Annotated in this window: 24 protein-coding genes; 16 read left to right on the forward strand and 8 right to left on the reverse strand. The window is 65.0% G+C overall.

What is annotated here, in order from left to right:
* The first annotated feature begins 1 nt into the window (after position 1).
* From AWB68_RS02030 to AWB68_RS02040, 3 genes are read left to right on the forward strand one after another with little or no spacing between them, the layout of a single operon-like run.
* The gene (locus tag AWB68_RS02030; RefSeq protein ID WP_374729547.1) at positions 2-1,417 is read left to right on the forward strand and encodes a sodium:proton antiporter; all 1,416 of its coding nucleotides are present in this window, start codon (positions 2-4) and stop codon (positions 1,415-1,417) included.
* Positions 1,418-1,426: 9 nt separating this feature from the next.
* Entirely contained in the window at positions 1,427-2,407 is a 981-nt protein-coding gene (locus AWB68_RS02035; RefSeq protein WP_087642701.1) for a 2-hydroxyacid dehydrogenase, read from the forward strand.
* Positions 2,404-3,870: a DNA recombination protein RmuC gene (locus tag AWB68_RS02040; protein ID WP_087642702.1), complete on the forward strand. Its 1,467-nt coding sequence runs from the start codon at positions 2,404-2,406 to the stop codon at positions 3,868-3,870. The genes AWB68_RS02035 and AWB68_RS02040 overlap by 4 nt, the downstream gene beginning before the upstream one ends.
* 3 nt (positions 3,871-3,873) lie before the next feature.
* On the opposite strand, the gene AWB68_RS02045 is transcribed toward AWB68_RS02040, so the two are convergent.
* From AWB68_RS02045 to AWB68_RS02070, 6 genes are all read right to left on the reverse strand, one after another.
* Positions 3,874-4,380 (reverse strand): GNAT family N-acetyltransferase, encoded by a 507-nt coding sequence (locus AWB68_RS02045; protein ID WP_200828607.1) that lies wholly within the window; start codon positions 4,378-4,380, stop codon positions 3,874-3,876.
* On the reverse strand, positions 4,380-4,655 hold the full coding sequence (locus AWB68_RS02050; RefSeq protein ID WP_087642703.1) for a hypothetical protein: 276 nt from the start codon (positions 4,653-4,655) through the stop codon (positions 4,380-4,382). Before AWB68_RS02050 ends, AWB68_RS02045 begins: the two co-directional genes overlap by 1 nt.
* A gap of 48 nt (positions 4,656-4,703) precedes the next feature.
* Complete coding sequence (moeA, locus tag AWB68_RS02055; RefSeq protein WP_087642704.1) at positions 4,704-6,002, reverse strand: molybdopterin molybdotransferase MoeA; 1,299 nt, start codon at positions 6,000-6,002, stop codon at positions 4,704-4,706.
* A 111-nt stretch (positions 6,003-6,113) separates the two neighbouring features.
* A complete protein-coding gene (gene mobA / locus AWB68_RS02060) occupies positions 6,114-6,695 on the reverse strand; it encodes a molybdenum cofactor guanylyltransferase MobA (RefSeq protein ID WP_235028172.1) in 582 nt (193 codons plus the stop codon).
* A 70-nt stretch (positions 6,696-6,765) separates the two neighbouring features.
* A complete protein-coding gene (gene moaA, locus AWB68_RS02065; protein WP_087642706.1) occupies positions 6,766-7,875 on the reverse strand; it encodes a GTP 3',8-cyclase MoaA in 1,110 nt (369 codons plus the stop codon).
* Positions 7,876-8,075: 200 nt separating this feature from the next.
* Positions 8,076-11,432, reverse strand: coding sequence for an Rne/Rng family ribonuclease (locus AWB68_RS02070; RefSeq protein WP_087642707.1), 3,357 nt, complete (start codon positions 11,430-11,432; stop codon positions 8,076-8,078).
* Between the two features lie 894 nt (positions 11,433-12,326).
* Between AWB68_RS02070 and AWB68_RS02075 the strand changes: the two genes are divergently transcribed.
* Genes AWB68_RS02075 through AWB68_RS02090 form a run of 4 tightly spaced genes read left to right on the forward strand, consistent with a single transcriptional unit; the run spans position 12,327 to position 15,395 of the window.
* Entirely contained in the window at positions 12,327-13,331 is a 1,005-nt protein-coding gene (locus AWB68_RS02075) for an RluA family pseudouridine synthase (protein ID WP_087642708.1), read from the forward strand.
* Positions 13,332-13,991, forward strand: a complete 660-nt coding sequence (locus AWB68_RS02080; RefSeq protein WP_087642709.1) for an HAD-IA family hydrolase — start codon at positions 13,332-13,334, stop codon at positions 13,989-13,991. It begins immediately after the preceding gene.
* A complete protein-coding gene (locus AWB68_RS02085) occupies positions 13,988-14,365 on the forward strand; it encodes a Rieske (2Fe-2S) protein (RefSeq protein WP_087642710.1) in 378 nt (125 codons plus the stop codon). Before AWB68_RS02080 ends, AWB68_RS02085 begins: the two co-directional genes overlap by 4 nt.
* A gap of 37 nt (positions 14,366-14,402) precedes the next feature.
* Positions 14,403-15,395 (forward strand): S49 family peptidase, encoded by a 993-nt coding sequence (locus AWB68_RS02090; protein WP_087642711.1) that lies wholly within the window; start codon positions 14,403-14,405, stop codon positions 15,393-15,395.
* Positions 15,396-15,482: 87 nt separating this feature from the next.
* Here AWB68_RS02090 and AWB68_RS02095 read toward each other — a convergent pair whose 3' ends face one another.
* Both AWB68_RS02095 and AWB68_RS02100 read right to left on the reverse strand, forming a co-directional pair.
* Positions 15,483-16,202 carry an SAM-dependent methyltransferase gene (locus tag AWB68_RS02095; protein ID WP_087642712.1) on the reverse strand — a complete coding sequence of 240 codons (720 nt, stop codon included), beginning with the start codon at positions 16,200-16,202 and terminating at the stop codon, positions 15,483-15,485.
* Entirely contained in the window at positions 16,199-16,807 is a 609-nt protein-coding gene (locus tag AWB68_RS02100; RefSeq protein WP_087642713.1) for a Maf-like protein, read from the reverse strand. Before AWB68_RS02100 ends, AWB68_RS02095 begins: the two co-directional genes overlap by 4 nt.
* Positions 16,808-17,080: 273 nt before the next feature.
* On the opposite strand from AWB68_RS02100, the gene AWB68_RS02105 reads away from it, so the two are divergent.
* The 9 genes from AWB68_RS02105 to AWB68_RS02145 all read left to right on the forward strand — a co-directional run bounded on the left by AWB68_RS02105 (position 17,081) and on the right by AWB68_RS02145 (position 24,441).
* Positions 17,081-17,722, forward strand: coding sequence for a DUF177 domain-containing protein (locus AWB68_RS02105; RefSeq protein WP_087642714.1), 642 nt, complete (start codon positions 17,081-17,083; stop codon positions 17,720-17,722).
* A 103-nt stretch (positions 17,723-17,825) separates the two neighbouring features.
* Positions 17,826-18,005, forward strand: coding sequence for a 50S ribosomal protein L32 (gene rpmF / locus AWB68_RS02110; protein WP_062633572.1), 180 nt, complete (start codon positions 17,826-17,828; stop codon positions 18,003-18,005).
* A 129-nt stretch (positions 18,006-18,134) separates the two neighbouring features.
* A complete protein-coding gene (gene plsX / locus AWB68_RS02115; protein WP_087642715.1) occupies positions 18,135-19,298 on the forward strand; it encodes a phosphate acyltransferase PlsX in 1,164 nt (387 codons plus the stop codon).
* A complete protein-coding gene (locus AWB68_RS02120; RefSeq protein ID WP_087642716.1) occupies positions 19,298-20,287 on the forward strand; it encodes a beta-ketoacyl-ACP synthase III in 990 nt (329 codons plus the stop codon). The genes plsX and AWB68_RS02120 overlap by 1 nt, the downstream gene beginning before the upstream one ends.
* A gap of 101 nt (positions 20,288-20,388) precedes the next feature.
* The gene (fabD, locus tag AWB68_RS02125; RefSeq protein ID WP_087642717.1) at positions 20,389-21,321 is read left to right on the forward strand and encodes an ACP S-malonyltransferase; all 933 of its coding nucleotides are present in this window, start codon (positions 20,389-20,391) and stop codon (positions 21,319-21,321) included.
* 40 nt (positions 21,322-21,361) lie between these two features.
* Positions 21,362-22,102: a 3-oxoacyl-ACP reductase FabG gene (gene fabG / locus AWB68_RS02130; RefSeq protein ID WP_087642718.1), complete on the forward strand. Its 741-nt coding sequence runs from the start codon at positions 21,362-21,364 to the stop codon at positions 22,100-22,102.
* A gap of 231 nt (positions 22,103-22,333) precedes the next feature.
* On the forward strand, positions 22,334-22,573 hold the full coding sequence (gene acpP / locus AWB68_RS02135) for an acyl carrier protein (protein ID WP_004197638.1): 240 nt from the start codon (positions 22,334-22,336) through the stop codon (positions 22,571-22,573).
* A 146-nt stretch (positions 22,574-22,719) separates the two neighbouring features.
* Positions 22,720-23,958, forward strand: a complete 1,239-nt coding sequence (gene fabF, locus AWB68_RS02140; protein WP_087642719.1) for a beta-ketoacyl-ACP synthase II — start codon at positions 22,720-22,722, stop codon at positions 23,956-23,958.
* 33 nt (positions 23,959-23,991) lie between these two features.
* Positions 23,992-24,441, forward strand: a complete 450-nt coding sequence (locus AWB68_RS02145; protein WP_235028166.1) for a protein YgfX — start codon at positions 23,992-23,994, stop codon at positions 24,439-24,441.
* The last annotated feature ends 16 nt before the right edge of the window (positions 24,442-24,457 follow it).

Here is a 24,457-nt window from a genome sequence, read left to right on the forward strand (position 1 = left end):
CATGAGCGCGATGCGGCGTCTTATTACCGGCGGCGCGCTCGCCGCGTTGCCGCTCGGCGCGTCGGCGGCGACGCTCGACGGTGCCACGCTCTCCGCGTTGTGGGGCATTCCGTTCGTCGGCGTCCTGCTGTCGATCGCGGTCTTTCCGCTCGTCGCGCCGACCTTCTGGCATCACCATTTCGGCAAGGTATCGATGGCGTGGGCGGTCGCGTTCCTCGCGCCGTTCGCGTTCACGTTCGGCGCCGGCGCGGCGTTCGGCGCGTTCGTGCATGCGATGCTCGAAGAATATCTGCCGTTCATCATCCTGCTGACGGCGCTCTATACCGTGGCGGGCGGCATCTGCGTGCGCGGCAACCTGCACGGCTCGCCGCGGCTGAACACGGGACTGCTCGCGCTCGGCACCCTGCTTGCGAGCATCATGGGCACGACCGGCGCCGCCATGCTGCTGATCCGGCCGCTCCTGCGCGCCAACGATAACCGCAAGCATGTCGTTCACGTGGTCGTGTTCTTCATCTTCCTGGTGGCGAACGCGGGCGGTTCGCTGTCGCCGCTCGGCGATCCGCCGTTGTTCCTCGGCTTCCTGAACGGCGTGAGCTTCTTCTGGACGACGGTCCATCTCGCCCTGCCGATGCTCTTCATTTGCGCAGTGCTGCTCGTCCTTTTCTACGCGCTCGACAGTTACTACTTTCACGCCAGGGAAGAGGCGCGCAGTCCGTTTCTCGATCCGACGCCCGATACTCCGCCGCTCGGCATCGACGGCAAGATCAACTTTCTGCTGCTCGCCGCCGTGATCGGCCTCGTGCTGATGAGCGGCCTCTGGAAACCGGGCATCACATTCGACGTGTACGGCACGCACGTCGCGTTGCAGAACGCGCTGCGCGACATACTGCTCGTGGCCGTGGCGCTCGCGTCGCTTGCGCTCACGCCGAAGCGCGCGCGGGCGGGCAACGCGTTCAACTGGGCGCCGATCGAGGAAGTCGCGAAGCTCTTTGCCGCGATCTTCGTCACGATCGTGCCCGTCATCACGATCCTGCGCGCGGGCGAGTCGGGCGCGTTCGCCGGCATCGTGCATCTCGTCACCGACGCCGAAGGCAAGCCGATCGACATCGCCTATTTCTGGGCGACCGGGATCTTGTCCTCGTTCCTCGACAACGCACCGACCTATCTCGTGTTCTTCAACCTCGCGGGCGGCGATGCACAGACGCTGATGACGACGGGCGCATCGACGCTCGCCGCGATCTCCGCGGGCGCCGTCTTCATGGGCGCGAACAGCTATATCGGCAATGCGCCGAATTTCATGGTCAAGGCGATCGCGGAGTCGCGCGGCATCCGGATGCCGGGCTTCTTCGCGTACCTTGGCTGGTCCGCGGTCGTGCTGCTGCCGATTTTCATCGTCACCGGCTGGCTATTTTTCTAGGAGCATTCGATGAAAAAAGTTTTTGTCTCGCGTCCCATCTTCCCCGACGTGATCGACCGCCTCAGGCGGTATTTCGAAGTCGACGCTCACGACGGCCTGGCGTTGCCCGCCGATGAAATCGCTGCGCGCCTCGCCGACAAGGACGGCGCGTTCATCGCAGGCGACCCGGTCGGCGCGAAGGCGATCGAAGGCGCGCCGAATCTGAAGGTCGTGTCGAACATGGCGGTCGGCTACAACAACTTCGACATGCAGGCGTTCAACGCGCACGGCGTGCTCGGCACCAACACGCCCGACGTGCTGAACGAAACCACGGCGGACTTCGGCTGGGCGCTGATGATGGCGACCGCGCGCCGCATCACGGAGTCGGAGCATTTCTTGCGCTTAGGCAAGTGGAAGGAATGGTCGTACGACGCGTTCACTGGCTCCGATATCTACGGCTCGACGCTGGGTGTGATCGGCATGGGGCGCATCGGCCAAGCGCTCGCGCGGCGCGCGCGCGGCTTCAGCATGCGCGTGATCTATCACAACCGCTCGCGCGTCGCGCCCGAGATCGAGGCCGAACTGAATGCGGAATACGCGTCGAAAGAAGATTTGCTGAAGCGCGCAGATCACGTCGTGCTCGTGGTTCCCTACAGCGCCGAGAGTCATCACACGATCGGCGAGGCCGAACTCGCGCTGATGAAACCGAGCGCGACGCTGACCAACATCGCGCGCGGCGGAATCGTCGACGATGCAGCGCTGATCGACGCCTTGCGCCGCAAGCAGATCGCGGCTGCCGGTCTCGACGTGTTCGAAGGCGAGCCGAACTTCAATCGCAATTTCCTGACGCTCTCGAACGTCGTGCTGACGCCGCACATCGCGAGCGCGAGCGAGGCGACGCGCCGCGCGATGGCGAACCTCGCCGCCGACAATCTCATCGCGGGCCTGGGCGAAGGTCCGCGCGCCGGCAATCCACCGAACCCGATCAATCCGGACGTGCTCAAGAAATGACGATGCTGTTGCCGGGCGCGGTCGCGCTGCTCGCGATCGCGCTCGTGATCGCCCTGATCGTGCTCGTGGTCTTCGCGCGCCGCAATGCGCACACGGACACCGAGGAAGAATTCGCCGCGCTGACCGACCGCATCAACGATATGGGCGAGGCGCAGGCGCGCGCGCAGGAGCGGCTCGAACGCGGTCTGCGCGGCGATATCACCGAAACGGCGCGGGCGTCGCGCACCGAAGCGAGCAGCGGATTCGCGCAATTCCAGCAGACGCTCGCCACGCAGCTCGCCAGCATGGCGACGGTGCAGAACGCGCAGATCGAAGGCTTCGCGCAGCAACTCGTGAAGCTCACCGAGAGCAACGCGCTGCAAAGCCAGCATGCGCGCGACGAGCAAAGCACGGCGCTCAAGCGCTTCGGCGACACGCTGACGGCGCAACTGGCGCAACTGTCGGAGACGAACGACCGGCGCCTCGGTGAAGTGCGCGCGACGCTCGAAGCGCGATTGAAAGATATCGAGGCGAACAACGCGGCGAAGCTCGAAGAGATGCGGCGCACCGTCGACGAAAAGCTGCACGCCACGCTCGAACAGCGGCTCGGCGAATCCTTCAAGCTTGTCTCGGACCGGCTGGAGCAGGTGCATCGCGGGCTTGGCGAGATGCAGACGCTCGCGGCCGGCGTCGGCGATCTGAAGAAGGTGTTGACCAACGTCAAGACGCGCGGCACGTGGGGCGAAGTGCAGCTCGAATCTCTGCTCGAACAGGTGCTCACGCCCGACCAGTACGCGAAGAACGTCGCGACGATTCCGAATAGCAACGAGCGTGTGGAGTTCGCGATCAAACTGCCGGGACGTCACGACGTGCCAGGCACGACCGGTAGCATCGCGACGCCCGTGTGGCTGCCGATCGACGCGAAGTTTCCGCGCGAGGACTACGAGCGTCTGATCGATGCGCAGGAACGCGCCGATGTCGTCGCGGTGGAAGAAGCATCGCGCGCGCTCGAAGGGCGGGTGCGCGCGGAAGCGAAGGCGATTGCAGAGAAGTACGTCGCGCCGCCGCACACGACGGACTTCGCGCTGCTTTTCCTCCCGACCGAAGGGCTATACGCGGAAATCCTGCGGCGTCCTGGGCTGACCGACTTGCTGCAACGAGAGTATCGCGTGAGCGTCGCGGGTCCGACGACGCTGACCGCGCTGCTCAACAGCCTGCAAATGGGCTTCAGGACGCTCGCGATCGAGAAGCGTTCGAGCGAGGTCTGGCAGGTGCTCGGCGCGGTGAAGACGGAGTTCCGCAAGTTCGGCGATGTGCTCGCGAACACGAAGCGGCAACTCGAAACCGTGACGCGTTCGATCGAAGCGGCCGAGACGCGCACGCGGCAAATGAGCAAGAAGCTGCGCGACGTGGAAGCGTTGCCGGGTGAACAGGCGGCGGGTCTGCTCGGCGCTTTGCCGGATGATGACGCCGAAGGGCCTTGAGCGTCAGCCTGCGTGAGCGAGCTGGTCGAGCGACTCGCCGGTGATGCGCACGATGCGCCAGTCCGGCAGCACGGTGGCGCCCATTTTTTCGTAGAAGTCGATGGCCTGCTGGTTCCAGTCGAGCACCGACCACTCGAAACGGCCACACTGGCGCTCGACCGCCAGCGCCGCGAGCGCGCGCAGCATCTTCGTGCCGAGCCCGCTGCCACGCAGGGCCGGGCGCACATAGAGGTCTTCGAGATACAGGCCGCGCTTGCCCAGAAACGTCGAGAAATTGTGGAAGAAAAGCGCGTAGCCGACGATCTGCCCGCTTTCTTCCGCGACGAGCGCTTCGGCGGCGGGGCGCGGGCCGAACAGCGCATCGTGCACGCCATCCTGGGTCGCGACGAACAGATGCGTGAGCTTCTCGAACTCGGCGAGTTCCATCATCAGCGCGAAGATGGCGCTGACATCGGCGGGAGCGGCGGCGCGGATCAAGGTGCGGATCGGGGTGCGGATCGGGGCGCTCATCACGCCTCCTCCGGCGCATCGGACAACACGATCTCGATGCCGCCGAAGCGCGACGCCACCCAGTTGTACGCGTGGCATGCAATCCACAACAGGATGAAGCCGAGGATCGCGTTGAGCAGCAGCGCGGTCGTGATCGTGCTGACTTCGACCGAACCGAAGCGGAAGAACGCGACCAGCACGCCGATCAGCACGATCGGCACGCTGAACGTCAGGTACACGAGGATCAGCGCCTTGGCGGTCTGACCTGGTGCGATGAAGGAAATCTGCTTTTTCATTGAAGGAAAATCCCCGTCTGTCGATGATTCAAGCGTTTGCTGCGGTTTTCAGATGAGCCCGTCGAACGGCAGGATATCGACGGAATCGCCCACATCGATGTCGCCACGTTCGTGTTCGAGCACGATGAAACAGTTCGCCTCGCTCATCGAACTCAGCACGCCGGAACCTTGCGGGCCCGTCGTCACGACGTGGAAATGTCCGTCGTCGTCGCGGCTCGCGATGCCGCGCTGGAATTCGGTGCGGCCGGCGCGCTTCCTGATCGGCTCGGTGCTCGTCGCGCGGATCGTGCAGAGCGCCTCGCGCGTCGCGCCCGACAGGGCGAGCAAGGCCTCGCGCACGATGAAATAGAACGTCGCCATCACCGCGACCGGATTGCCGGGCAAGCCGAAGAACAACGCCGATTCGCCTTCGCCCGCGCGCGGACCCGACCACAGTCGCCCGAACGCGAGCGGGCGGCCCGGACGCATCGCGATCTTCCAGAACGCGACGTCGCCGAGCGAATTCATCAGTTCGCGCGTGAAATCCGCATCGCCCACCGATACGCCGCCCGAGCTGATCACGACATCGGCGGTTTCGGTTGCGTGGCGCAGCGCCTTTTCGAGCGACGCGCGATCGTCGCGGACGATGCCGAGATCGATCGGCTCGACGTTCAGGCGCCGCAACATCGCGAAGAGCGTGTAGCGGTTGCTGTCGTAGACGCTGCCGGCGGTCAGTTCTTCGCCGACCGAGCGCAGTTCGTCACCGGTTGAGAAAAACGCGACTCGCAGACGCCGGCGAACCGCGACTTCCGCAATCCCGAGCGACGCGAGCAAACCGAGGTCCGATGCGCGCACGATGCGTCCCGCGCGCAGTGCCGGACGGCCCCGGGCAAGATCTTCGCCAGCGAGCCGGCGGTTCTGGCCCGGCTGCAATGCGTCCGTGGCAAAGAGGATCGTGTCGCCTTCGCGCGAGACACTTTCCTGCGGCACGACGGTGTCGCAGCCCGGCGGGATCAGCGCGCCGGTCATGATGCGCACGCACTGCGTCGCGCCCGGCGTGTCGAGAAACGGTCGCCCGGCGAGTGCCGTGCCGGCGACGGTCAGGCTCAGCTCCCGCACGCCGCCCAGCGACGCGCCCGCGAACGCATAGCCGTCCATCGCGGAGTTGTCGTGCGACGGCACGTCGATCGGCGATATCACGTCTTCGGCCAGCACGCGGTCGAGCGCATCGAACAGGCTCACGCGTTCGCTCGGCGCATGCCCGCGCGGCGCGGCCCACTGACGCACGATATCCTGCGCCGCGTTGACGGGCAGGGCGTTCGGGTCGTAGTACGCGACGCAATCGGGGAATTGCCTGGATGTGGTCATGAATCGGGAGAGTCGCGACTGGAGTCGGGCGATTGAATCAGGAGTCTCGCGACGCCGGGTGCGCTGAACGCGGGTGGGTCGGGAGAAGAAGGCGCTCGACCGGATTGGATGTCACTTGAAACCGTCGGAGACCGGCGGTTGCGGGCGCTCCAGCTCGGCCAGCTGCTGCAAATCGTTGATATTGTAAAACGCGTGCACATCGGCGAATGGCACTTCGACCGTCTTGTGGCGCGCGTACCACGCGCGCACCTTGCGCTCGCCCGCACGCAGACTGGCTTCCAGGTCATCGGCGAGTGACGTCCGGAGCAGCGCGAAGACGGGATGCAGGTCGCGCCGGCCATTCGCGTCGATGGCCACGGCGGTCGCGATGTCGGCGTGTTGTGCGTCGAGTGCATCGGCGAGTTTTTGGGCAAGTTGCGCGTCGACGTAGGGCGCGTCGCACGGTGCGGTCAGCACGAACGGCGTTTGCGCCGCCCGCATCGCCGCGGCGATCCCGGCGAGCGGGCCGGGATAATCGGGAAGCGCATCGCAGACGACCTTCGCGCCGAACGCCTCGCCGATCCGCGCGTAGTCCTCGATGCTGCGATTCGCGCTGATCAGCGTCGCGCCGACCTGGGGCGCGAGACGCCGCAGAACGTGCAGTGCAAGCGGAATGCCGTCGAACGGCTGCATGCCCTTGTCGACGCCGCCCATCCGCGAACCGCGTCCGCCGGCGAGCACGACGCCGGTGATCTCGTTGCGCGCAACGTGCGGTTGCGCCACGTCAGCCGCCGATATACGACATCTCGACACGCGGCGCGTCGGGGTCCGGCAACGGCAACGCGTTGCTGCCGCGCAGCAGCGAATAGCGGTCGGTGCGCTGCGCCCAGATGCGGGCGATGGCGGTCTCGATGGTTTCGTCGCTCGCGCCGTTGCGCATCAGGCCGCGCAGGTCGTGTCCGTAGCTTGCGAAGAGGCAGAGGTACAGCTTGCCTTCGGTCGACAGCCGCGCTCTCGTGCATTCGCCGCAAAACGCGCGCGTCACGCTCGAAATCACGCCGATTTCGCCGCCGCCGTCCGCGAAAGCCCAGCGCTGGGCGGTTTCGGCAGGGGTGTGCGCTTCGAGCGGGGCGAGCGGGAAATGCTCGGCGATGCGCGAAATGACCTCGGCGGAAGGCAGCACTTCGCTCATGTTCCAGCCGTTCGACGCGCCCACGTCCATGTATTCGATGAACCGCAGCACCGTGCCGCTGCCCTTGAAGTGGCGCGCCATCGGGACGATTTCCGCGTCGTTCGTGCCGCGCTTCACCACCATGTTGACCTTGAGCGGCGCGAGCCCGGCGGCGTGCGCGGCTTCGATGCCGTCGAGAACGTCGGCGACCGCGAAATCGGCGTCGTTCATGCGGCGAAACAGGGCGTCGTCCAGCGCATCGAGACTCACCGTCACGCGCGACAAGCCCGCGTCTTTCAGCGACTGCGCCTTGCGCGCGAGGATCGAGCCGTTGGTGGTGAGGGTGATGTCGAGCGGCCGGCCTTCGGGCGTGCGCAGGAGCGCGAGCCGCTCGATCAGGAATTCGATGTTCTTGCGCAGAAGCGGTTCGCCGCCCGTCAACCGGATTTTTTCGACGCCATGCGCGACGAAAATCCTCGCGAGCCGCTCGATTTCCTCGAACGACAGCAACGCGGCGTGCGGCAGGAACTGGTAGTCCTTGTCGAAGACTTCGCGCGGCATGCAGTAGACGCAGCGGAAGTTGCAGCGATCCGTCACCGAAATGCGCAGGTCGCGGAGCGGTCGTGCGAGTGCGTCGGTGAGGAGGCCCGACGGCGCCGTCGCGATGCCGGAGAAATCCGGGATCGTGCTGACATCGGCAACGGGAATGATGCGTCGGGACATGGCGGCTCGGGTGGCGACGGTACTTTGTATTTACAAGGCTGTATCCACCATTTTAGCGGATGCGAGGGTGCGCGACGCTCAGACCTTTTACGATGCAGCGTTTCGCCGGACGCAAAGAAAAAGCGCCACGCGGCATTTGCCGGTGGCGCTTGCTTGTCGTTGCGGGCACCTTCTACGACGGTGCCCGCAGGTCATGCTGCTCAGTGAGCGTCCTTGCCCGTTTCGACTTGCTGCATCGGAGCCGTGTCGAGCGCCGGCAGCGGCTTGCGCTCGCGCGGCACGCGCTTCGGCGCTTCCGCTTCTGCCGCGGCGGCGCTGGCCGCGCGCAGCTTGTCGGCATCGGTGTTCACCCATACGAGGCCGGCTGTTTCCAGCATCGGCTTCAGGGCGTCTTCCTTCAGCGCGGTCACCTGAATCGGCGCCGGAGCGGGCGCGGCAACCGCTACGGGTTGCTCGACCGCAACCGGTTCGAATGCCTTGACCGGCTCCGATTCGACAGGGGCGGGCGTTTGAACCGCGACCGGTTCCGGAGCGGCTACCGGTTCGATGACTTCCGACTCGGGCGTCGCGGCGACAGGGGCGGTCTTCACCGGCTCGGCCTCGACGGCCTGCGGTGCTTCCACCGGTTTCTGCGTTTCAACCGTTTCAACCGCTTCAACCGCTTCAACCGCAGAGGCTGCCGGCTCGGTTTCCACAGCCGGCGTTTCGACGGCTTCCACCGATTCCGGAGCCTTCGGCGCTTCCGCGACGTGCACGAACGGGTCGACTGGCTTCGTTTCCGCAAGCTTCGGTTCCGGGCCGAACGGATTCTCGACCGGTTGTGCCGGAGCAGGCTTCGCGAACAAGTCTGGCGTCGGCGCGGCGGTTTCCGGCTTCGACTCGACCGGTGCTTCGGCATGGGCGGCCGCGACGGGCTGTGCCGCTTCAGCACGCACTTCCTCGCGCAACTCCGTCACGGACACAGCGGCCGCCACGACCGGCACGGCAACAGCAGCGGCTTCCACCGGCGCGACCGGACGCGTTTCGCGCCGCTCGCCCGCTTCCTGCGACGATCCCGTATCGAACACGCCTGCCTGCGCCGACATGCTTTCCGAGGCACCTTCGCTCTCCGCGACATCGGCCGCATGGTTCACGCCGACGCCTTCATCTTCGCGCTCGCGACGTCCGCCACGACGGCCCCGGCGACGGCGACGGCGTTCTTCACCGTCACGCGCCGCGGCTGCCTGATCGGCTTGTGTCGAATCGATGCCCGCCAGTTGCGTTTCCGCTTGCGCGTTTTCGTTCACATCGGTTTCAACGGTTTCGCCCTGGTTCAACGCCTCGACAGCGGATTCCTGCTGCGGCTTCTTGCGCTCGCCGCGCTCGGGCCGTTCGCGACGCTCCTGGCGTTCCGCGGTTTCCGGACGCTCCGCGCGCTCGACGCCACGTTCCTGACTCCGCTCGACGCGTTCGCCACGTTCGCGGCTCTCGCGCGGTTCACGGGCTTCGCGCGGCTCACGGGCCTCACGCGGTTCGCGGAGTTCACGCGGTTCCCGAGCCTCGCGCGGTTCGCGGCCTTCACGCGGTTCGCGTCCTTCGCGTCCCGCGCGTGCGTCACGCGGCTCGCGTTCCTCGCGACGGCCGCCCTGACGGCCACCCGCGCCGCCGGCTGCACCGTTCGCGGCCGCAGGCGCGCCATCGCGCGCCGTAGCACCGCCACGGCGATTGCGATTGCGATCGCCGCCCGGACGCTCGCCGCGCTCCGTGCGTTCTCCGCGATCGCGCGTGGGCCGAGCAGGCGGCGTCGCTTCGACGGGCGCGGGCGCCGGCTTCACTTCCGGCTTCATGCCGAACAGGTTTTTCAGCCAGCCGATGAATCCGCCCGCGGCCGGTGCCACGGCAACAGGCGCCGGCGCAACTTCGACCGGCGCCGGCTTGACAGGCGCGCTCGGCGCCGGCGATGCCGGCGTGATGCCCTTCACCGCCGCTTCCTGCTTCGGCTTCACTTCTTCGACTCGCTTGCTGTAGCCGGTCTCCGATTCCATCTCGGTCGCGGCTTCCACGGCCATCTTCCACGAGGCGCGCGGCTCGTCGAGGCGGGCGTCGTCGTGACGCAGGCGCTCCAGCTTGTAATGCGGCGTCTCCAGATGCTTGTTCGGGATCAGCACGACGTTGACCTTGAAGCGCGACTCGATCTTGTTGATCTCCGAGCGCTTCTCGTTCAGCAGGAAGGCGGTCACCTCGACCGGCACCTGGCAATGGATCGCCGCGGTGTTTTCCTTCATCGCTTCTTCCTGAATGATCCGCAGCACTTGCAGCGCGGACGATTCGGTATCGCGGATGTGGCCCGTGCCGTTGCAGCGCGGGCAGGTCACGTGGCTGCCTTCGGAAAGCGCCGGACGCAGCCGCTGACGCGACAGTTCCATCAGCCCGAAGCGCGAGATCTTGCCCATCTGCACGCGCGCACGGTCGTGCTTGAGTGCATCCTTCAGGCGCTGCTCGACTTCGCGCTGGCTCTTCGCCGACTCCATGTCGATGAAGTCGATCACGATCAAACCGCCCAGGTCGCGCAGACGCAACTGGCGCGCGACTTCGTCGGCGGCTTCGAGGTTCGTGCGCGTGGCCGTTTCCTCGATGTCCGCGCCCTTGGTCGAGCGCGCCGAGTTCACGTCGATCGCGACCAGCGCTTCCGTGTGGTCGATCACGATCGCGCCGCCCGACGGCAGCGGAACCGTGCGCGAGTACGCGGTTTCGATCTGGTGCTCGATCTGGAAGCGCGAGAAAAGCGGCACGTCGTCGTGATAGCGCTTCACCTTCGAGAGGTTGTCGGGCATCACGATGTCCATGAAGGCGCGCGCCTGGTCATGGATTTCGGTCGTGTCGATGAGGATTTCGCCGATGTCCGGCTGGAAGTAGTCGCGAATCGCGCGGATGACGAGGCTCGATTCGAGATAGATCAGCATCGGCGTGCCGGCGACGCCGCTCTGCGACGCCGCTTCGATCGCGCGCCACAGTTGCATCAGGTAGTTCAGGTCCCACTGCAGTTCTTCGGCCGAGCGGCCGATGCCTGCCGTGCGCGCGATGATGCTCATGCCGTCGGGCAGTTCGAGCTGCGCCATCGTTTCGCGCAGTTCCTGCCGCTCGTCGCCTTCGATCCGGCGCGAGACGCCGCCGCCGCGCGGGTTGTTCGGCATCAGGACGAGATAGCGTCCGGCGAGCGAGATGAAGGTGGTGAGCGCCGCGCCCTTGTTGCCGCGCTCTTCCTTTTCGACCTGGACGATGAGTTCCTGGCCTTCGCGCAGCGCGTCCTGGATGCGGGCGGAGCGCATGTCGACGCCGTCACGGAAATACTGGCGGGCGACTTCCTTGAATGGCAGAAAACCGTGGCGGTCTTCTCCGTAGTTGACGAAGCAGGCTTCGAGCGAGGGCTCGATGCGGGTGACGACTCCCTTGTAGATATTGCCTTTGCGCTGTTCGCGCCCGGCGGTTTCGATGTCGATGTCGATGAGTTTTTGCCCATCGACGATGGCGACGCGCAATTCTTCTTGCTGCGTCGCGTTAAACAGCATGCGTTTCATTGAACGGCTCCAGAGCGGCTATGCCGTCCCTCGTCTGGCGAATTCGCGCGCTTGTCAGGCGCGCGAAGCGGGAGGGCGGGCATGCCGCGCTTTATTGTGTGTTGTCACAAAGCACGCGGGAGCAGGAGTTCTGGCGGGGAGAATTGCCTGAAGAGGGACTTCGGCCGCCTCTCGCGACGAAACGCGCCGCGGCGGCCCAGCCCTGGGGGCACATGCGAAAACGGCCTAGACACGCCGTGAATCAGACGCGGCGCGCGGCCCGGACGGCACGGGAAACCCCCGGCATGCGTCCAATGACGATCAGACGCGCCGGGCAGCCGTGCGCGAAAAGAGCCGCGTTCCTCCTGATGCTGCTTAGCCGTTGGCGGTCCGCGCGAAATCCGCGCGAATCATCGGTGACCGACGACGTCGAAGCTGCGGCCAGGCCGCGGTGGCAGATCGTGGGCGTCGAATGCTCCCGGCGACCTGCCTTGGGTGTCTCGCCTCATTTGCGACGTTCCTCGCGCTTCGCACATTCCAGCGCAGCAGCGTTTCCCGTCGACGTTTGTTCGCAATCGGCGAGCTTCGATATCCGGTCCCGCTCGATACCTCTTGATACCCGAGCCGGGCGCGGATGACATCCGGGTTTGAACCGGACATCCTCGCATCTCGCCGTTTAAATTCTTGTCTACCAAAAATCCGTTACCGATCAGCGATCGACCCGACCGAACGCGCCTGTGGGCGTCGTCCCTGCCGCGCGATATCGCCGTGCGTGCAACTCGTTACTCGGTTTTCCGGGTGAGCAACGGACCCTGGGCGCAAGTAAAATGATGGTTTATCGCTTGCACCTGTACAGTCTGATAAATCCCGGCGAGATTTTTCGCCTTTTCAGATTGCTCGCAAATTATATTCATAATGAATGAGTTAGGCAAAACATCCCATAAAAAGGTCGCAAGCGAGCAGGTCTCGATGATCGAGATCGACGAAAACGCAGTCGGGCAGCGCATCGACAATTTCCTCTTGCGCGTCTGCAAAGGCGTGCCGAAGAGCCATATCTATCGCATCCTGCGCAGCGGCGAAGTGCGCGTGAACAAGGGCCGGATCGACGCCGCGTACCGGCTCGAACTGGGTGATCTCGTGCGCGTGCCGCCGATCCGCACCGCGCAACCCGATGAAACGCCGGTTTCGTCGAACGCGCCCGCCGCCGAATTCCCGATCATTTTCGAAGACGACCACCTGATCGTCATAGACAAACCGTCCGGCGTCGCCGTGCACGGCGGCAGCGGCGTGGCGTTCGGCGTGATCGAGCAGTTGCGCAACGCGCGGCCGCACGCGAAATTCCTGGAACTGGTGCATCGGCTGGACCGCGAGACGTCCGGCGTGCTGATGCTCGCCAAGAAGCGCTCCGCGCTCATCGACCTGCACGAGCAGATTCGCGAGAATCGCGTCGACAAGCGTTACTACGCGGTCGGGCACGGCGATTGGGCGAGTGACTGGGGCCGCCGGCGCATCGTGAAGGCGCCGCTGCACAAATACGTGGCCGGCGACGGCGAGCGGCGCGTGCGCATCCAGGAAGACGGCCTGCCGTCGCATACCGTGTTCAACCTGATCGAACGCTGGACGGATTACGCGTGGGTCGAGGCGGAACTGAAGACCGGGCGCACGCATCAGATTCGCGTGCATATGGCGAGCATCGGCCTGCCGATCGCCGGCGACGCCAAGTACGGCGACTTCGCGCTGAACAAGGATTTGGCGCGGCCCAACGCGAAACCGTCGCTCAAACGCATGTTTTTGCACGCATATCGGCTCAAGCTCACGCATCCGGCAACCGGCGACGTCCTCCAGTTGGAGGCGCCGCTGCCCGCCGAGTGCAGGCGCTTCATCGAACAACTCAAGCAGCTTTCCAGCGAGACTCAATAAATGGCGCGGCAGCAATTCGATCTGATCGTCTTCGACTGGGACGGTACCCTGATGGATTCCACGGCGCACATCACGCGCAGCATCCAGGCGGCGTGCCGCGACCTGGCGTTGCCCGTGCCCGCCGACGAAGCGGCGAGCTACGTGATCGGCCTCGGTCTGCGCGACGCGCTGCAGATCGCGGCGCCCACGCTCGACCCATCCGACTATCCGCGACTCGTCGAGCGCTACCGCTTCCATTATCTGGTGAAGGATCAGGAGACCGAGCTTTTCGACGGCGTGCGCGATCTGCTTCAGGATTTGCGCAACGAGGGCTACCTGCTCGGCGTGGCGACGGGCAAAAGCCGCGTCGGCCTGAATCGTGCGCTCGACCAGTCGCGGCTGACGAGCCTTTTCGACGGCACCCGCTGCGCCGACGAAACCTTCTCGAAGCCGCATCCCGCGATGCTGCACGAACTCACGCGCGAACTCGGCCAGGACCTCGCGCGCACGGTGATGGTTGGCGACACGACCCACGATTTGCAGATGGCGATCAATGCCGGCGCGGCGGGCATCGGCGTGGGTTACGGCGCGCATCCGGCGAATTCGCTCGTGGCGCTAAAGCCGAAATTCTGCGCCGACAGTGTCGAGTCGCTGGGCCGTTGGCTGCGGGAGAATGCATGAGCGAGGCGGTCAGAGTCTGCGCGGCCGAGGATCTCGTCGACGGCGGCATGGGCGTCCGTCGCGATGCCGTCGAGAAGTCCGGCGGTGAATCGGTCGTATTTTTCGTGCGCTACGACGGCAAGCCGTACGGTTACCTCAACCGCTGCGCCCACGTGGCGATGGAGCTCGACTGGTCCGAGGGCCAGTTCTTCGAAAGCTCGGGCCTATACTTGATGTGCGCGACGCACGGCGCGATCTACGAACCGGATACGGGCAAATGCGTGGGCGGTCCGTGCCGCGGCGCGCGTCTGCGGGCCTTGCAGGTCGAAGAGCGTGACACGCCGGAGGGCCGCGCCGTCTTCTGGATCCCGGACGACGCGCTCCGTCCCGCCTGATTCATCCCCTCTTACTTAAAGACCAACCAGACGCCGCATGTCCGATCAATTCCCGACCGATCCCGCCGCTTCGAACCGCGTGCCGCCGCCAGCCGGCGAAAACTGGGAGCGCGCTGCGCTTGAGCGCATCGCGCTCGCGGCGATCAACGAACAGCGCGCCGCGCGCCGCTGGAAAATCTTCTTCCGTTTCGTGTTGCTGGGCGTTGCCGCGCTGATTGCCTGGGGCGTGTTCGACTTCACCGGCGACAAGGTCTCGAAGACGGCGCGCCATACCGCGCTCGTCGACATGGAAGGCGAAATCGCCGCGAACAGCAACGCCAGCGCCGACAACATCGATTCCGCGCTGCAGAGTGCGTTCGAGGATGACGGCACGGCCGGCGTGATCCTGCGCATCAACAGCCCGGGCGGTTCGCCGGTGCAGGCGGGCATCATGTATCGCGAAATCCGGCGCCTGCGCGCGAAATATCCGTCGAAGCCGCTGTATGTGGTCGTCGACGACATGTGCGCGTCGGGTGGCTATTACGTCGCGGCGGCGGCGGACAAGATCTACGTCGACAAGGCGAGCATCGTCGGCTCGATCGGCGTGCTGATGGATGGTTTCGGCTTCACCGGCCTGATGGACAAGCTGGGCATCCAGCGCCGGATTCATACGTCGGGCGAAAACAAGGGCGCTTTCGACCCGTTTTCGCCGGAAACGCCCGAAATGACGGCGCACGCGCAGGAAATGCTCGATCAGATCCACACGCAGTTCATCGATGCCGTCAAAGAGGGGCGCGGCAAGCGTCTCAAGGACGATCCGCAACTTTTCTCCGGCATGTTCTGGACGGGCGAAAAGAGCGTCGCGCTGGGCCTCGCCGACGGTTTCGGCGACGCCGATTACGTCGCGCGCGAGGTGATCAAGCAGCCGGATATCGTCGATTACACGCAGAAGGAGAGCATCAGCGAGCGGGTCGTGCGCAAGTTCGGCGCGGCGGTGGGCAGTGCCGCCGTGCACACGCTGATGGTCGGCGGAAAGATGCAGTTGCGGTGAGATTCCGCGCTTTGCGACTGAATGCCATGTAACCGGAGAACGCCACGAACGAGTTGTTCGTGGCGTTTTGCCTTTGTGGCGAGCGCTTTACGCGCCCAGCAGCAGGAAAATCGCCGGCCGCTTGTGCAAATCGGGCGCCGGCTTTTTTTTCCACTCCGCGACCGTCCGCGTGACGATGGTTTCAGCGGGCAGCGTCAGGTCCACAGCCACGCAGACAAGCGTCGACGGCGCGCACGTCGCGATCACCGTGTCGAGCAGCGCACGGTTCCGGTACGGCGTCTCGATGAAGATTTGCGTCTGGTTCGCCTTGCGCGATAGCTGTTCCAGTTCGCGCAGGCGCTTGGCACGCTCGTTCGGATCGACGGGGAGGTAGCCGTTGAACGCGAAACTCTGGCCGTTCATGCCCGAAGCCATCAGCGCGAGCAGGATCGAACTCGGTCCGACGAACGGCACGACTTTCACGCCGCGTTCGTGCGCACGCCGTACGAGCAGCGCGCCCGGATCGGCGACGGCGGGGCAGCCCGCTTCGGAAACGAGGCCGGCATCGGTGCCCGCGAGAATCGGCGCGAGCAGCTTTTCGACTTCGCCGGGCGGCGTGTTCACGTTGAGCTCGCGCACCTCGATTTCCTGGATCGGCCGCTCGGTGCCGACCTTCTTCAGGAACGCGCGCGTCGTCTTCGCGTTTTCGCCGATGTAATAGGAGAGCGCCGCGGCTTGCGCGCGAACCGGCTCGGGCAGGACTTGCGCGAGCGCGGCGGCGTCGCCGTCGCCGAGCGTGTTCGGGATCAGGTACAGAACGCCGCTCATCGCGCCTCCAGCAAGGGAAAGCCGGCCGCGCGCAGCATCCGCGACAGCGCGATCAGCGGCAGGCCGACGAGCGCAGTCGGATCGGTCGAATCGATTGCATCGAGCAACGCGATGCCCAGGCCCTCGGATTTGGCGCTTCCGGCGACGTCGTAAGGTGTTTCGGCGCGCAGATACGCTTCGATTTCAGCGTCCGACACGTCGCGGAACTGGACGCGCGTAACGATATCGGCCGACTGGACGTCGTCCGAACGGCTGTCGAACAGGCACAGCGCGCTGTGAAACTCGACGCTGCGCCCGCGCATCGCCCGCAGTTGCTCGAAGGCGTTCTCGTGCGAGCCGGGCTTGCCGATCTGCCGGCCGTCGAAGGTCGCGACCTGATCCGAGCCGATCACGAGCGCGCCCCGCGCCTGGGCGGCCGCGGCGCGCGCCTTTGCAATCGACAGCCGCACGGCCGTGGTTTCGGGCGTTTCGCCGTCGAACGGTGTTTCGTCGATGTTGGGCGCGATGACGTCGAAGGGAACGCGCAACCGTTCGAGCAATTCGCGGCGATAACGCGAACTCGACGCAAGGACGAGGCGCGGCGGCGTGGTTGAGGCGACGGGCATGGATGAAATCGGCTGGAAAACGGTGGAAAGGAAGGCGGGAGCGGGCGCTGCACGAACCGCCCCTTAAGTATTTGACGCGTAAACACAAAACCGATATAGTTTTGGGCTTTTCATCGGTATGTCTTGGCTGTCGGGGCTTGTGGTAGTACCCCGCAACCGGCGCGGATCAGGCCCAAGAATCGGGCCCAATCAAGCTGATTCGGGCAAACCACACCAGCCGGCGCCCGGCGCGCAGTGCATACTGACGAATCCTTGGCACATGCAGGAACGCACATGACTCAGAATCCTGGCAAACCTGCGAGCCCCGCCGATCTGCGCGCGCTCGACATCTTCGAATTCGCACAAAGCGGCAGGCAAGCGGCCGGCGCCGTGCGCGTCTCGCAACTGCCGCGCATGTTAAACGAAGTCCCGTCGGATGCGCCAGACCGCGACACCGCGTTCACCTGGCAAGCCGAAGGTTCGACCCAGCCCGAACTGCAGGACAACGGTGTCGAGGCGCCGCAGCCGTATCTGCGGCTCGCGGTGCACGGTTCGGCGTGGATCGAATGTCAGCGCTGTCTTTCGCCGTATTCGCAGCATCTCGATGTCGATGCAACCTATCGCATCGTGGCGACGGAGGAAGAAGCCGACGAGTATCCGCTCGACGACGATGAAGTCGAAGTGATTGTTGGCTCGCGCCAGTTCGATCTCGTCGACTTGATCGAAGAGGAGTTGTTGTTGTCCTTGCCGCTCGTGCCCAAGCACGATGTGTGTCCGGAAGTGCACGAGAGCCTGGTGACGGGCGCCGAAGGCACCGAAGGCGAGCCCGACGAGGATGGTGAAGGCGCGCCGGCGGGTGACGAACCCGCGAAGCCCAACCCGTTCGCCGCACTCGAAAAGCTCAAGCAGGGCGGCCCCGGCGACAAGAAGCATTAATCAATTGGCGCGACACACGCTGGTTGCCTTTGCTGGCCTTTCGGCCAGAGGCCGCCGGCAGGTCGAGCTGTGTTAGAATTCGCAAAATTTTTCTGGAGTTATCATGGCAGTTCAGCAAAACAAGAAATCGCCGTCGAAGCGCGGCATGCACCGTTCGCACGACTTTCTCAACGCAGCGCCGCTGGCAGTTGAGCCGAGCACGGGTGAAGTGCATCTGCGTCACCACGTGAGCCCGAACGGCTACTACCGTGGCAAGAAAGTCATCAAGACGAAGAACGACTAAGCGTACGACGCTTATCGCGTCTCGCGTCACCGTCTTGAATTACGGTCGCTCGCGCTTGACATTTCCTCGGTACGACAAGAAGGCGGCATTTCACTGCCGCTTTTTTGTGCCTGAAATTCGTCGCACTCCATGACTGTAAAGATCACCATCGACTGCATGGGAGGCGACCACGGCCCGGCCGTGACGGTTCCCGCTGCCGTCAGTTTCGTGCGTTCGCATCCCGACGCACACCTGCTGCTCGTGGGCATCGAACCCGCGATCCGCGCGCAACTCAAGAAGTGCAAGGCTGTCGACGAAGCACGCCTGACCGTCGTGCCGGCGACCGAAGTCGTCGCCATGGACGATCCCGTCGAAGTCGCGCTGCGCAAGAAAAAAGATTCATCGATGCGCGTCGCGCTGAACCTCGTCAAGGAAGGCGAGGCTCAAACCTGCATCTCCGCTGGCAACACCGGCGCCCTGATGGCCGTTTCCCGCTACGTTCTCAAGACGCTCGCGGGCATCGAGCGGCCGGCGATCGCCTTCGCGATGCCGAGCCAGCGCGGCTACACCACCGTGCTCGACCTCGGCGCGAACGTCGACTGCGAACCGCAACACCTGCTGCAATTCGCCGAGATGGGCCACGCGCTGGTGTCCGCAATCGAAGGCCGCGACCGCCCGACCATCGGGCTGCTCAACATCGGCGAAGAAGTCATCAAGGGCAACGAAACCATCAAGCGCGCGGGCGAACTGCTGCGCGCGAGCACGCTCAACTTCTACGGCAACGTGGAAGGCAACGACATCTATAAGGGCACCACGGATGTCGTCGTCTGCGATGGTTTCGTCGGCAACGTCGCGCTGAAGACCTCCGAAGGTCTCGCGAAGATGCTCACCGACATGATCAAGGAAGAATTCGGCCGGTCGCTGCTCACGAAGCTGATGGCGCTCGTCGCGATGCCGGTGCTCAAGCGCTTCAAACGTCGCGTCGACCCGGCGCAGTACAACGGCGCCGCGTTGCTCGGCTTGCGTGGCCTCGTCATCAAGAGCCACGGATCGGCCGAAGCCTACGGGTTTGAGTGGGCCATCAAACGCGGGTATGATGCCGTCAAAAATGGCGTGCTCGAACGCCTCGTGCGCGCGATGGAAGAAAACGCCGCGCCCATCCAGCAGGCGGCTCTCGATGCCGGGCGCGCGAACGGTGCCACCGAATCGAACCCGGCGAACCCGGCCGGACCGTTGCCGGATGGCGTCGCCGCAAGTCGGCCCAATCCGCCTGCGCCGGGCGAGCCCGGCGCCGCGCTACCCTCGAAGGCATAATGGCTCAATCCAATCTCTACTCACGCGTGCTCGGCACGGGCAGCTACCTGCCGGCGGATCGCGTCACGAATCAGGATCTGGCAGACCGTCTCGCGAAGCAAGGCGTCGAGACGAGCGACGAATGGATCGTGGCGCGCACCGGCATCCACGCCCGGCACTTCGCCGCGCCCGATGAGACCACGAGCGATCTCGCGCTCGAAGCGTCGAAGCAGGCGATCGAAGCGGCGGGTATCGACGCCCATTCGATCGATCTGATCATTGTGGCGACCTCCACGCCCGATTTCGTGTTTCCGAGCACCGCCTGCCTGTTGCAGAACAAACTCGGCATCAAGAACAATGGCGCCGCGTTCGATGTCCAGGCCGTCTGCTCGGGCTTTGCCTACGCGGTAGCAGTCGCCGACAGCCTCATTCGCAGCGGCGCGCATCGCACGGCGCTGATCGTCGGCGCGGAAACCTTCTCGCGCATCCTCGACTTCAACGACCGCACGACCTGTGTGCTGTTTGGCGACGGCGCGGGCGCAATCATTCTTCAGGCATCCGATGAACCGGGCGTGCTCGCGAGCGCGCTTCACGCCGACGGCAGCTATTCCGACATTCTGTGCACGCCGGGTAACGTGAACGGCGGCGTGGTCGCGGGCAGCGCGTTCCTCCATATGGACGGCCAGGCGGTGTTCAAGCTCGCGGTCAACGTGCTGGAAAAGGTCGCGGTCGAAGCGCTGGAGAAGGCGCAACTTTCCGCAGACGACGTCGACTGGCTGATTCCCCATCAGGCCAACATCCGCATCATGCAGAGCACCTGCCGCAAGCTGCGCTTGCCGCAGGAGCGCATGGTCGTGACGGTTGGCGAGCACGGGAATACGTCGGCTGCGTCGATTCCGCTCGCGCTCGACGTCGCCGTGCGCGACGGACGCATCAAGCGCGGCCAGAACGTGCTGATCGAGGGTGTCGGTGGCGGCTTCACGTGGGGCGCGTCGGTCTTCCGTTACTGATCGGGCTTAGCCGCGCGCGTGCTCGCGCCGCCTGATTTGGCGCGCCGCGCCGCGTCGATCATCGCCGATCACCTCGGCCATCCCAATTCATCGAGGACGATATGAAATTTGCGTTCGTTTTTCCCGGACAGGGTTCGCAGTCGGTCGGCATGCTCAACGCTTTCGCCGATCACGCCGTGGTGCGCGAAACCGTCCAGCAGGCGTCCGACGCGCTCGGTCAGGACATGGCGAAGCTGATCGCCGAGGGCCCGGCCGAAGAACTCAACCTCACGACGAACACCCAGCCCGTCATGCTGACGGCGGCCTATGCGATCTATCGCGTGTGGGAACAGGAAGCCGGCGTGAAGCCGGCAATCGTCGCGGGCCACAGCCTCGGCGAATACACGGCGCTGGTCGCGGCCGGCGCGCTCGCGTTCTCCGACGCCGTACCGCTCGTGCGCTTTCGCGCGCAGGCGATGCAAAGCGCGGTGCCGGTCGGCGAGGGCGGCATGGCGGCGATCCTGGGCCTCGATGACGACGCGGTGCGCGCCGTGTGCGCGGAAGCGTCGGCGGCGGGTGTCGTCGAGGCGGTCAATTTCAATGCGCCGGCGCAAGTGGTGATCGCGGGTGCGAAGGCGGGCGTCGAGAAGGCTTGCGAGATCGCCAAGGCGAAGGGCGCGAAGCGCGCGCTGCCGCTGCCGGTGTCGGCGCCGTTTCACTCGTCGCTGCTCAAGCCCGCGTCCGACCAGTTGCGTGACTACCTCGCGAGCGTCGAGATCAAGGCGCCGCAGATTCCGCTGATCAATAACGTCGACGTGGCGATCGTCTCCGACCCCGCTGCGATCAAGGACGCGCTGGTTCGCCAGGCGGCCGGCCCCGTGCGCTGGGTCGAATGCGTGCGGGCGATGGCGCGCGATGGCGTGACGCACGTCATCGAATGCGGCCCGGGCAAGGTGCTCGCGGGATTGACGAAGCGAATCGACGGCTCGCTCGTCGGCGCGTCGATCTTCGATCCGGCGTCGCTCGAGGAAACGCGCAAGCTGATCGCCGGATAAATCGAAGTAGTTTATCGACCACGATTCTGGACCACTCGACATGAACTTGGACAAGCAGATAGCCATCGTTACCGGCGCGTCGCGCGGCATCGGACGCGCGATCGCCCTCGAACTCGCGCGCCAGGGCGCGACCGTGATCGGCACGGCGACGAGCGAAAGCGGCGCGGCGGGCATCACGCAGGCGTTCGAAGAAGCGGGCGTCAAAGGCCGCGGCGCAGTGCTGAACGTGAACGACGCGGCCGCGGCCGACGCCTTCATCGACGCCACCGTGAAGGAATTCGGCGGCCTCAACGTGCTGGTGAACAACGCCGGCATCACGAAGGACCAGCTCGCGATGCGCATGAAGGACGACGAATTCGATGCCGTCATCGATACGAACCTGCGCGCCGTGTTCCGCCTCTCGCGCGCCGTGCTGCGTCCGATGATGAAGGCGCGCGGCGGACGGATCATCAACATCACGTCGGTGGTCGGGTCGTCGGGGAATCCGGGGCAGGCGAACTACGCCGCCGCGAAAGCGGGCGTCGCCGGCATGACGCGCGCGCTGGCGCGTGAAATCGGCAGCCGCGGCATCACGGTGAACTGCGTCGCGCCGGGATTCATCGATACCGACATGACCAAGGTCTTGCCCGAAGAGCAGCGCACGGCGCTGACCGCGCAAATACCACTCGGCCGACTGGGCAGCCCCGACGATATCGCGCATGCTGTGGCTTTCCTCGCATCGCCGTTTGCGGGCTACATCACCGGCACGACGCTGCACGTGAACGGCGGCATGTACATGTAATAGGCATTTCGTTTAATATCCGCGCCTTGGCGGGTGCGCAAAATGCTTCGAAGCATCGCGCGCCCGCCTGAAATGCGCTGTAATGAAGCAGTCGATCGATCGCGCGTGACCGGCCGCAACCCCGCGTCACGTACGGCGAAAGCATGAAATCGAAGTGGCGTTTTTGCGGGTGCAAACCTGATAAAATGCGCGCACTCGCAACTTTGAACCTAATTTCCCTCGGAGGGCTGCATGGACAATATCGAACAGCGCGTGAAGAAGATCGTCGCCGAACAACTGGGCGTCGCCGAAGCCGAAATCAAGAACGAAGCTTCGTTCGTCAACGATCTGGGCGCTGACTCGCTCGACACCGTCGAACTGGTGATGGCACTGGAAGACGAATTCGGCATGGAAATTCCCGATGAAGAAGCCGAGAAGATCACGACCGTTCAGCAGGCGATCGACTACGCTCGCGCGAACGTCAAGGCCTGAGGCCAGGACGCGCAAGCCACTCATCGCCCTCGAGCTTGACGCTCTGTCGCGACCGAGACCGATATAACAGCCACAGGGCTAACAGGGCAGGTTCCTGTGGCCGCTGTGGCTTTTGCTTTTATGTCATCTATGGATAAGGGGTTACCGTGAGCCGTCGTCGTGTTGTTGTTACAGGCCTTGGGCTGATTTCGCCTGTCGGCAATACCGTTGCCGACGGCTGGGCCAATCTGGTGGCGGGCAAGTCTGGCATCGCCGAGATCACGAAGTTCGACGCGTCGAACTTTTCGACCCGCTTCGCCGGCGAGGTGAAGGGCTTCAATGTCGAGGACTACATGCCCGGCAAGGAAGCGCGTCATATGGATACCTTCATCCATTACGGCATTGCAGCGGGCGTGCAGGCCATGCAGGACAGCGGCCTCGAGATCACCGAGGAAAATTCGGAGCGCGTCGGCGTGGTCGTGGGCTCGGGCATCGGCGGCCTGCCGTTGATCGAAATCACGCAGACCGAGCTGCTCAACCGCGGTCCGCGCCGGATTTCGCCGTTCTTCGTGCCGGCGTCGATCATCAACATGATCTCCGGCCACCTGTCGATCCGTTTCGGACTCAAGGGGCCGAATCTCGCCATCGTCACGGCCTGTACGACGGGCCTGCATTGCATCGGCGAGGCGTCGCGGCTGATCGAATACGGCGACGCCGACGTGATGATCGCCGGCGGTTCCGAGGCGACCGTGTCGCCGCTCGGCGTCGGCGGATTCGCGGCGGCGCGTGCGCTTTCGCAGCGCAATGACGATCCGGCGACGGCGAGCCGCCCGTGGGACAAGGATCGCGACGGCTTCGTGCTCGGCGAGGGTGCTGGCGTGATGGTGCTCGAAGAGTACGAGCACGCGAAGGCGCGCGGCGCGAAGATCTACGCGGAAGTGTCGGGCTACGGCATGAGCGGCGACGCGTACCACATGACCGCGCCGCCCGAAGACGGCGACGGCGGCCGCCGCAGCATGGTCAACGCGATGAAGAACGCGAAGATCAACCCGGACGAAGTGAACTACCTGAACGCGCATGGCACGTCCACGCCGCTCGGCGACCTCGCCGAGACCAGCGGCATCAAGCGCGCTTTCGGTGACCACGCGAAGAGCATGGTCGTGAATTCGACCAAATCGATGACCGGGCACCTGCTCGGCGGCGCGGGCGGGCTGGAATCGGTGTTCACGGTGCTGGCGATCCACCATCAGGTGTCGCCGCCGACCATCAACATCTTCAACCAGGACCCGCAATGCGACCTGGACTACTGCGCGAACACCGCGCGTGAAATGAAGATCGACGTGGCGCTGAAGAACTCGTTCGGCTTCGGCGGAACGAACGGCACGCTCGTTTTCAGGCGTCACTGAGCGGCTGGCGCTCGGCATCGTCGGGGAAAATCGGTGCCGGGCATATCTGACCAACACGACACGCCGCTCCGCCATGCGCTTCGCGTCTCGTGGATGCTGCGCGGCGCGACGCTCGGATTTGTCGGCGTCGCGGTGGCGTCGGTTTTTCAGTGCGTCGCCGTGCGATCGGGATGGTTCAATGGCGGCGTTGCCGCAGCTACGTGCCTCGTTGCGCTCGCCGCTGCCGCGCACGCGTGGGAACGCCGGCTGCCAGTCGCGTTGCGCCTCGGGCCGGATGGCATCACCACGTGGGATCGAACGGGCGCGGCGCAGTATCGGCGGATCACGGGTTGCGCGCAGTGGAGCGACCGGCTGCTTGCGCTAACCCTGCTTTCCGCCAGCGGACGCCCGGCGCACCTTCTGATCGCCGCCGATGCCGTCCCGAGCGAAATCTTCCGCGAACTCGCCGTGCGGGCCCGCCGCGGCGCCCAGGCCTATCTGTAACGACTGTAACGGCTCA

The organism is Caballeronia choica (assembly GCF_001544535.1).
Taxonomy (GTDB): Bacteria; Pseudomonadota; Gammaproteobacteria; order Burkholderiales; family Burkholderiaceae; genus Caballeronia; species Caballeronia choica.

Excerpts from the sequence above, each read along its gene's own strand:
- AWB68_RS02030 (WP_374729547.1), top strand. The coding sequence starts at position 2 with ATGAGCGCGATGCGGCGTCTTATTACCGGCGGCGCGCTCGCCGCGTTG.
- AWB68_RS02035 (WP_087642701.1), top strand. The coding sequence starts at position 1,427 with ATGAAAAAAGTTTTTGTCTCGCGTCCCATCTTCCCCGACGTGATCGAC.
- AWB68_RS02040 (WP_087642702.1), top strand. The coding sequence starts at position 2,404 with ATGACGATGCTGTTGCCGGGCGCGGTCGCGCTGCTCGCGATCGCGCTC.
- AWB68_RS02045 (WP_200828607.1), bottom strand. The coding sequence starts at position 4,380 with ATGAGCGCCCCGATCCGCACCCCGATCCGCACCTTGATCCGCGCCGCC.
- AWB68_RS02050 (WP_087642703.1), bottom strand. The coding sequence starts at position 4,655 with ATGAAAAAGCAGATTTCCTTCATCGCACCAGGTCAGACCGCCAAGGCG.
- moeA (WP_087642704.1), bottom strand. The coding sequence starts at position 6,002 with ATGACCACATCCAGGCAATTCCCCGATTGCGTCGCGTACTACGACCCG.
- mobA (WP_235028172.1), bottom strand. The coding sequence starts at position 6,695 with ATGGGCGGCGTCGACAAGGGCATGCAGCCGTTCGACGGCATTCCGCTT.
- moaA (WP_087642706.1), bottom strand. The coding sequence starts at position 7,875 with ATGTCCCGACGCATCATTCCCGTTGCCGATGTCAGCACGATCCCGGAT.
- AWB68_RS02070 (WP_087642707.1), bottom strand. The coding sequence starts at position 11,432 with ATGAAACGCATGCTGTTTAACGCGACGCAGCAAGAAGAATTGCGCGTC.
- AWB68_RS02075 (WP_087642708.1), top strand. The coding sequence starts at position 12,327 with ATGAATGAGTTAGGCAAAACATCCCATAAAAAGGTCGCAAGCGAGCAG.
- AWB68_RS02080 (WP_087642709.1), top strand. The coding sequence starts at position 13,332 with ATGGCGCGGCAGCAATTCGATCTGATCGTCTTCGACTGGGACGGTACC.
- AWB68_RS02085 (WP_087642710.1), top strand. The coding sequence starts at position 13,988 with ATGAGCGAGGCGGTCAGAGTCTGCGCGGCCGAGGATCTCGTCGACGGC.
- AWB68_RS02090 (WP_087642711.1), top strand. The coding sequence starts at position 14,403 with ATGTCCGATCAATTCCCGACCGATCCCGCCGCTTCGAACCGCGTGCCG.
- AWB68_RS02095 (WP_087642712.1), bottom strand. The coding sequence starts at position 16,202 with ATGAGCGGCGTTCTGTACCTGATCCCGAACACGCTCGGCGACGGCGAC.
- AWB68_RS02100 (WP_087642713.1), bottom strand. The coding sequence starts at position 16,807 with ATGCCCGTCGCCTCAACCACGCCGCCGCGCCTCGTCCTTGCGTCGAGT.
- AWB68_RS02105 (WP_087642714.1), top strand. The coding sequence starts at position 17,081 with ATGACTCAGAATCCTGGCAAACCTGCGAGCCCCGCCGATCTGCGCGCG.
- rpmF (WP_062633572.1), top strand. The coding sequence starts at position 17,826 with ATGGCAGTTCAGCAAAACAAGAAATCGCCGTCGAAGCGCGGCATGCAC.
- plsX (WP_087642715.1), top strand. The coding sequence starts at position 18,135 with ATGACTGTAAAGATCACCATCGACTGCATGGGAGGCGACCACGGCCCG.
- AWB68_RS02120 (WP_087642716.1), top strand. The coding sequence starts at position 19,298 with ATGGCTCAATCCAATCTCTACTCACGCGTGCTCGGCACGGGCAGCTAC.
- fabD (WP_087642717.1), top strand. The coding sequence starts at position 20,389 with ATGAAATTTGCGTTCGTTTTTCCCGGACAGGGTTCGCAGTCGGTCGGC.
- fabG (WP_087642718.1), top strand. The coding sequence starts at position 21,362 with ATGAACTTGGACAAGCAGATAGCCATCGTTACCGGCGCGTCGCGCGGC.
- acpP (WP_004197638.1), top strand. The coding sequence starts at position 22,334 with ATGGACAATATCGAACAGCGCGTGAAGAAGATCGTCGCCGAACAACTG.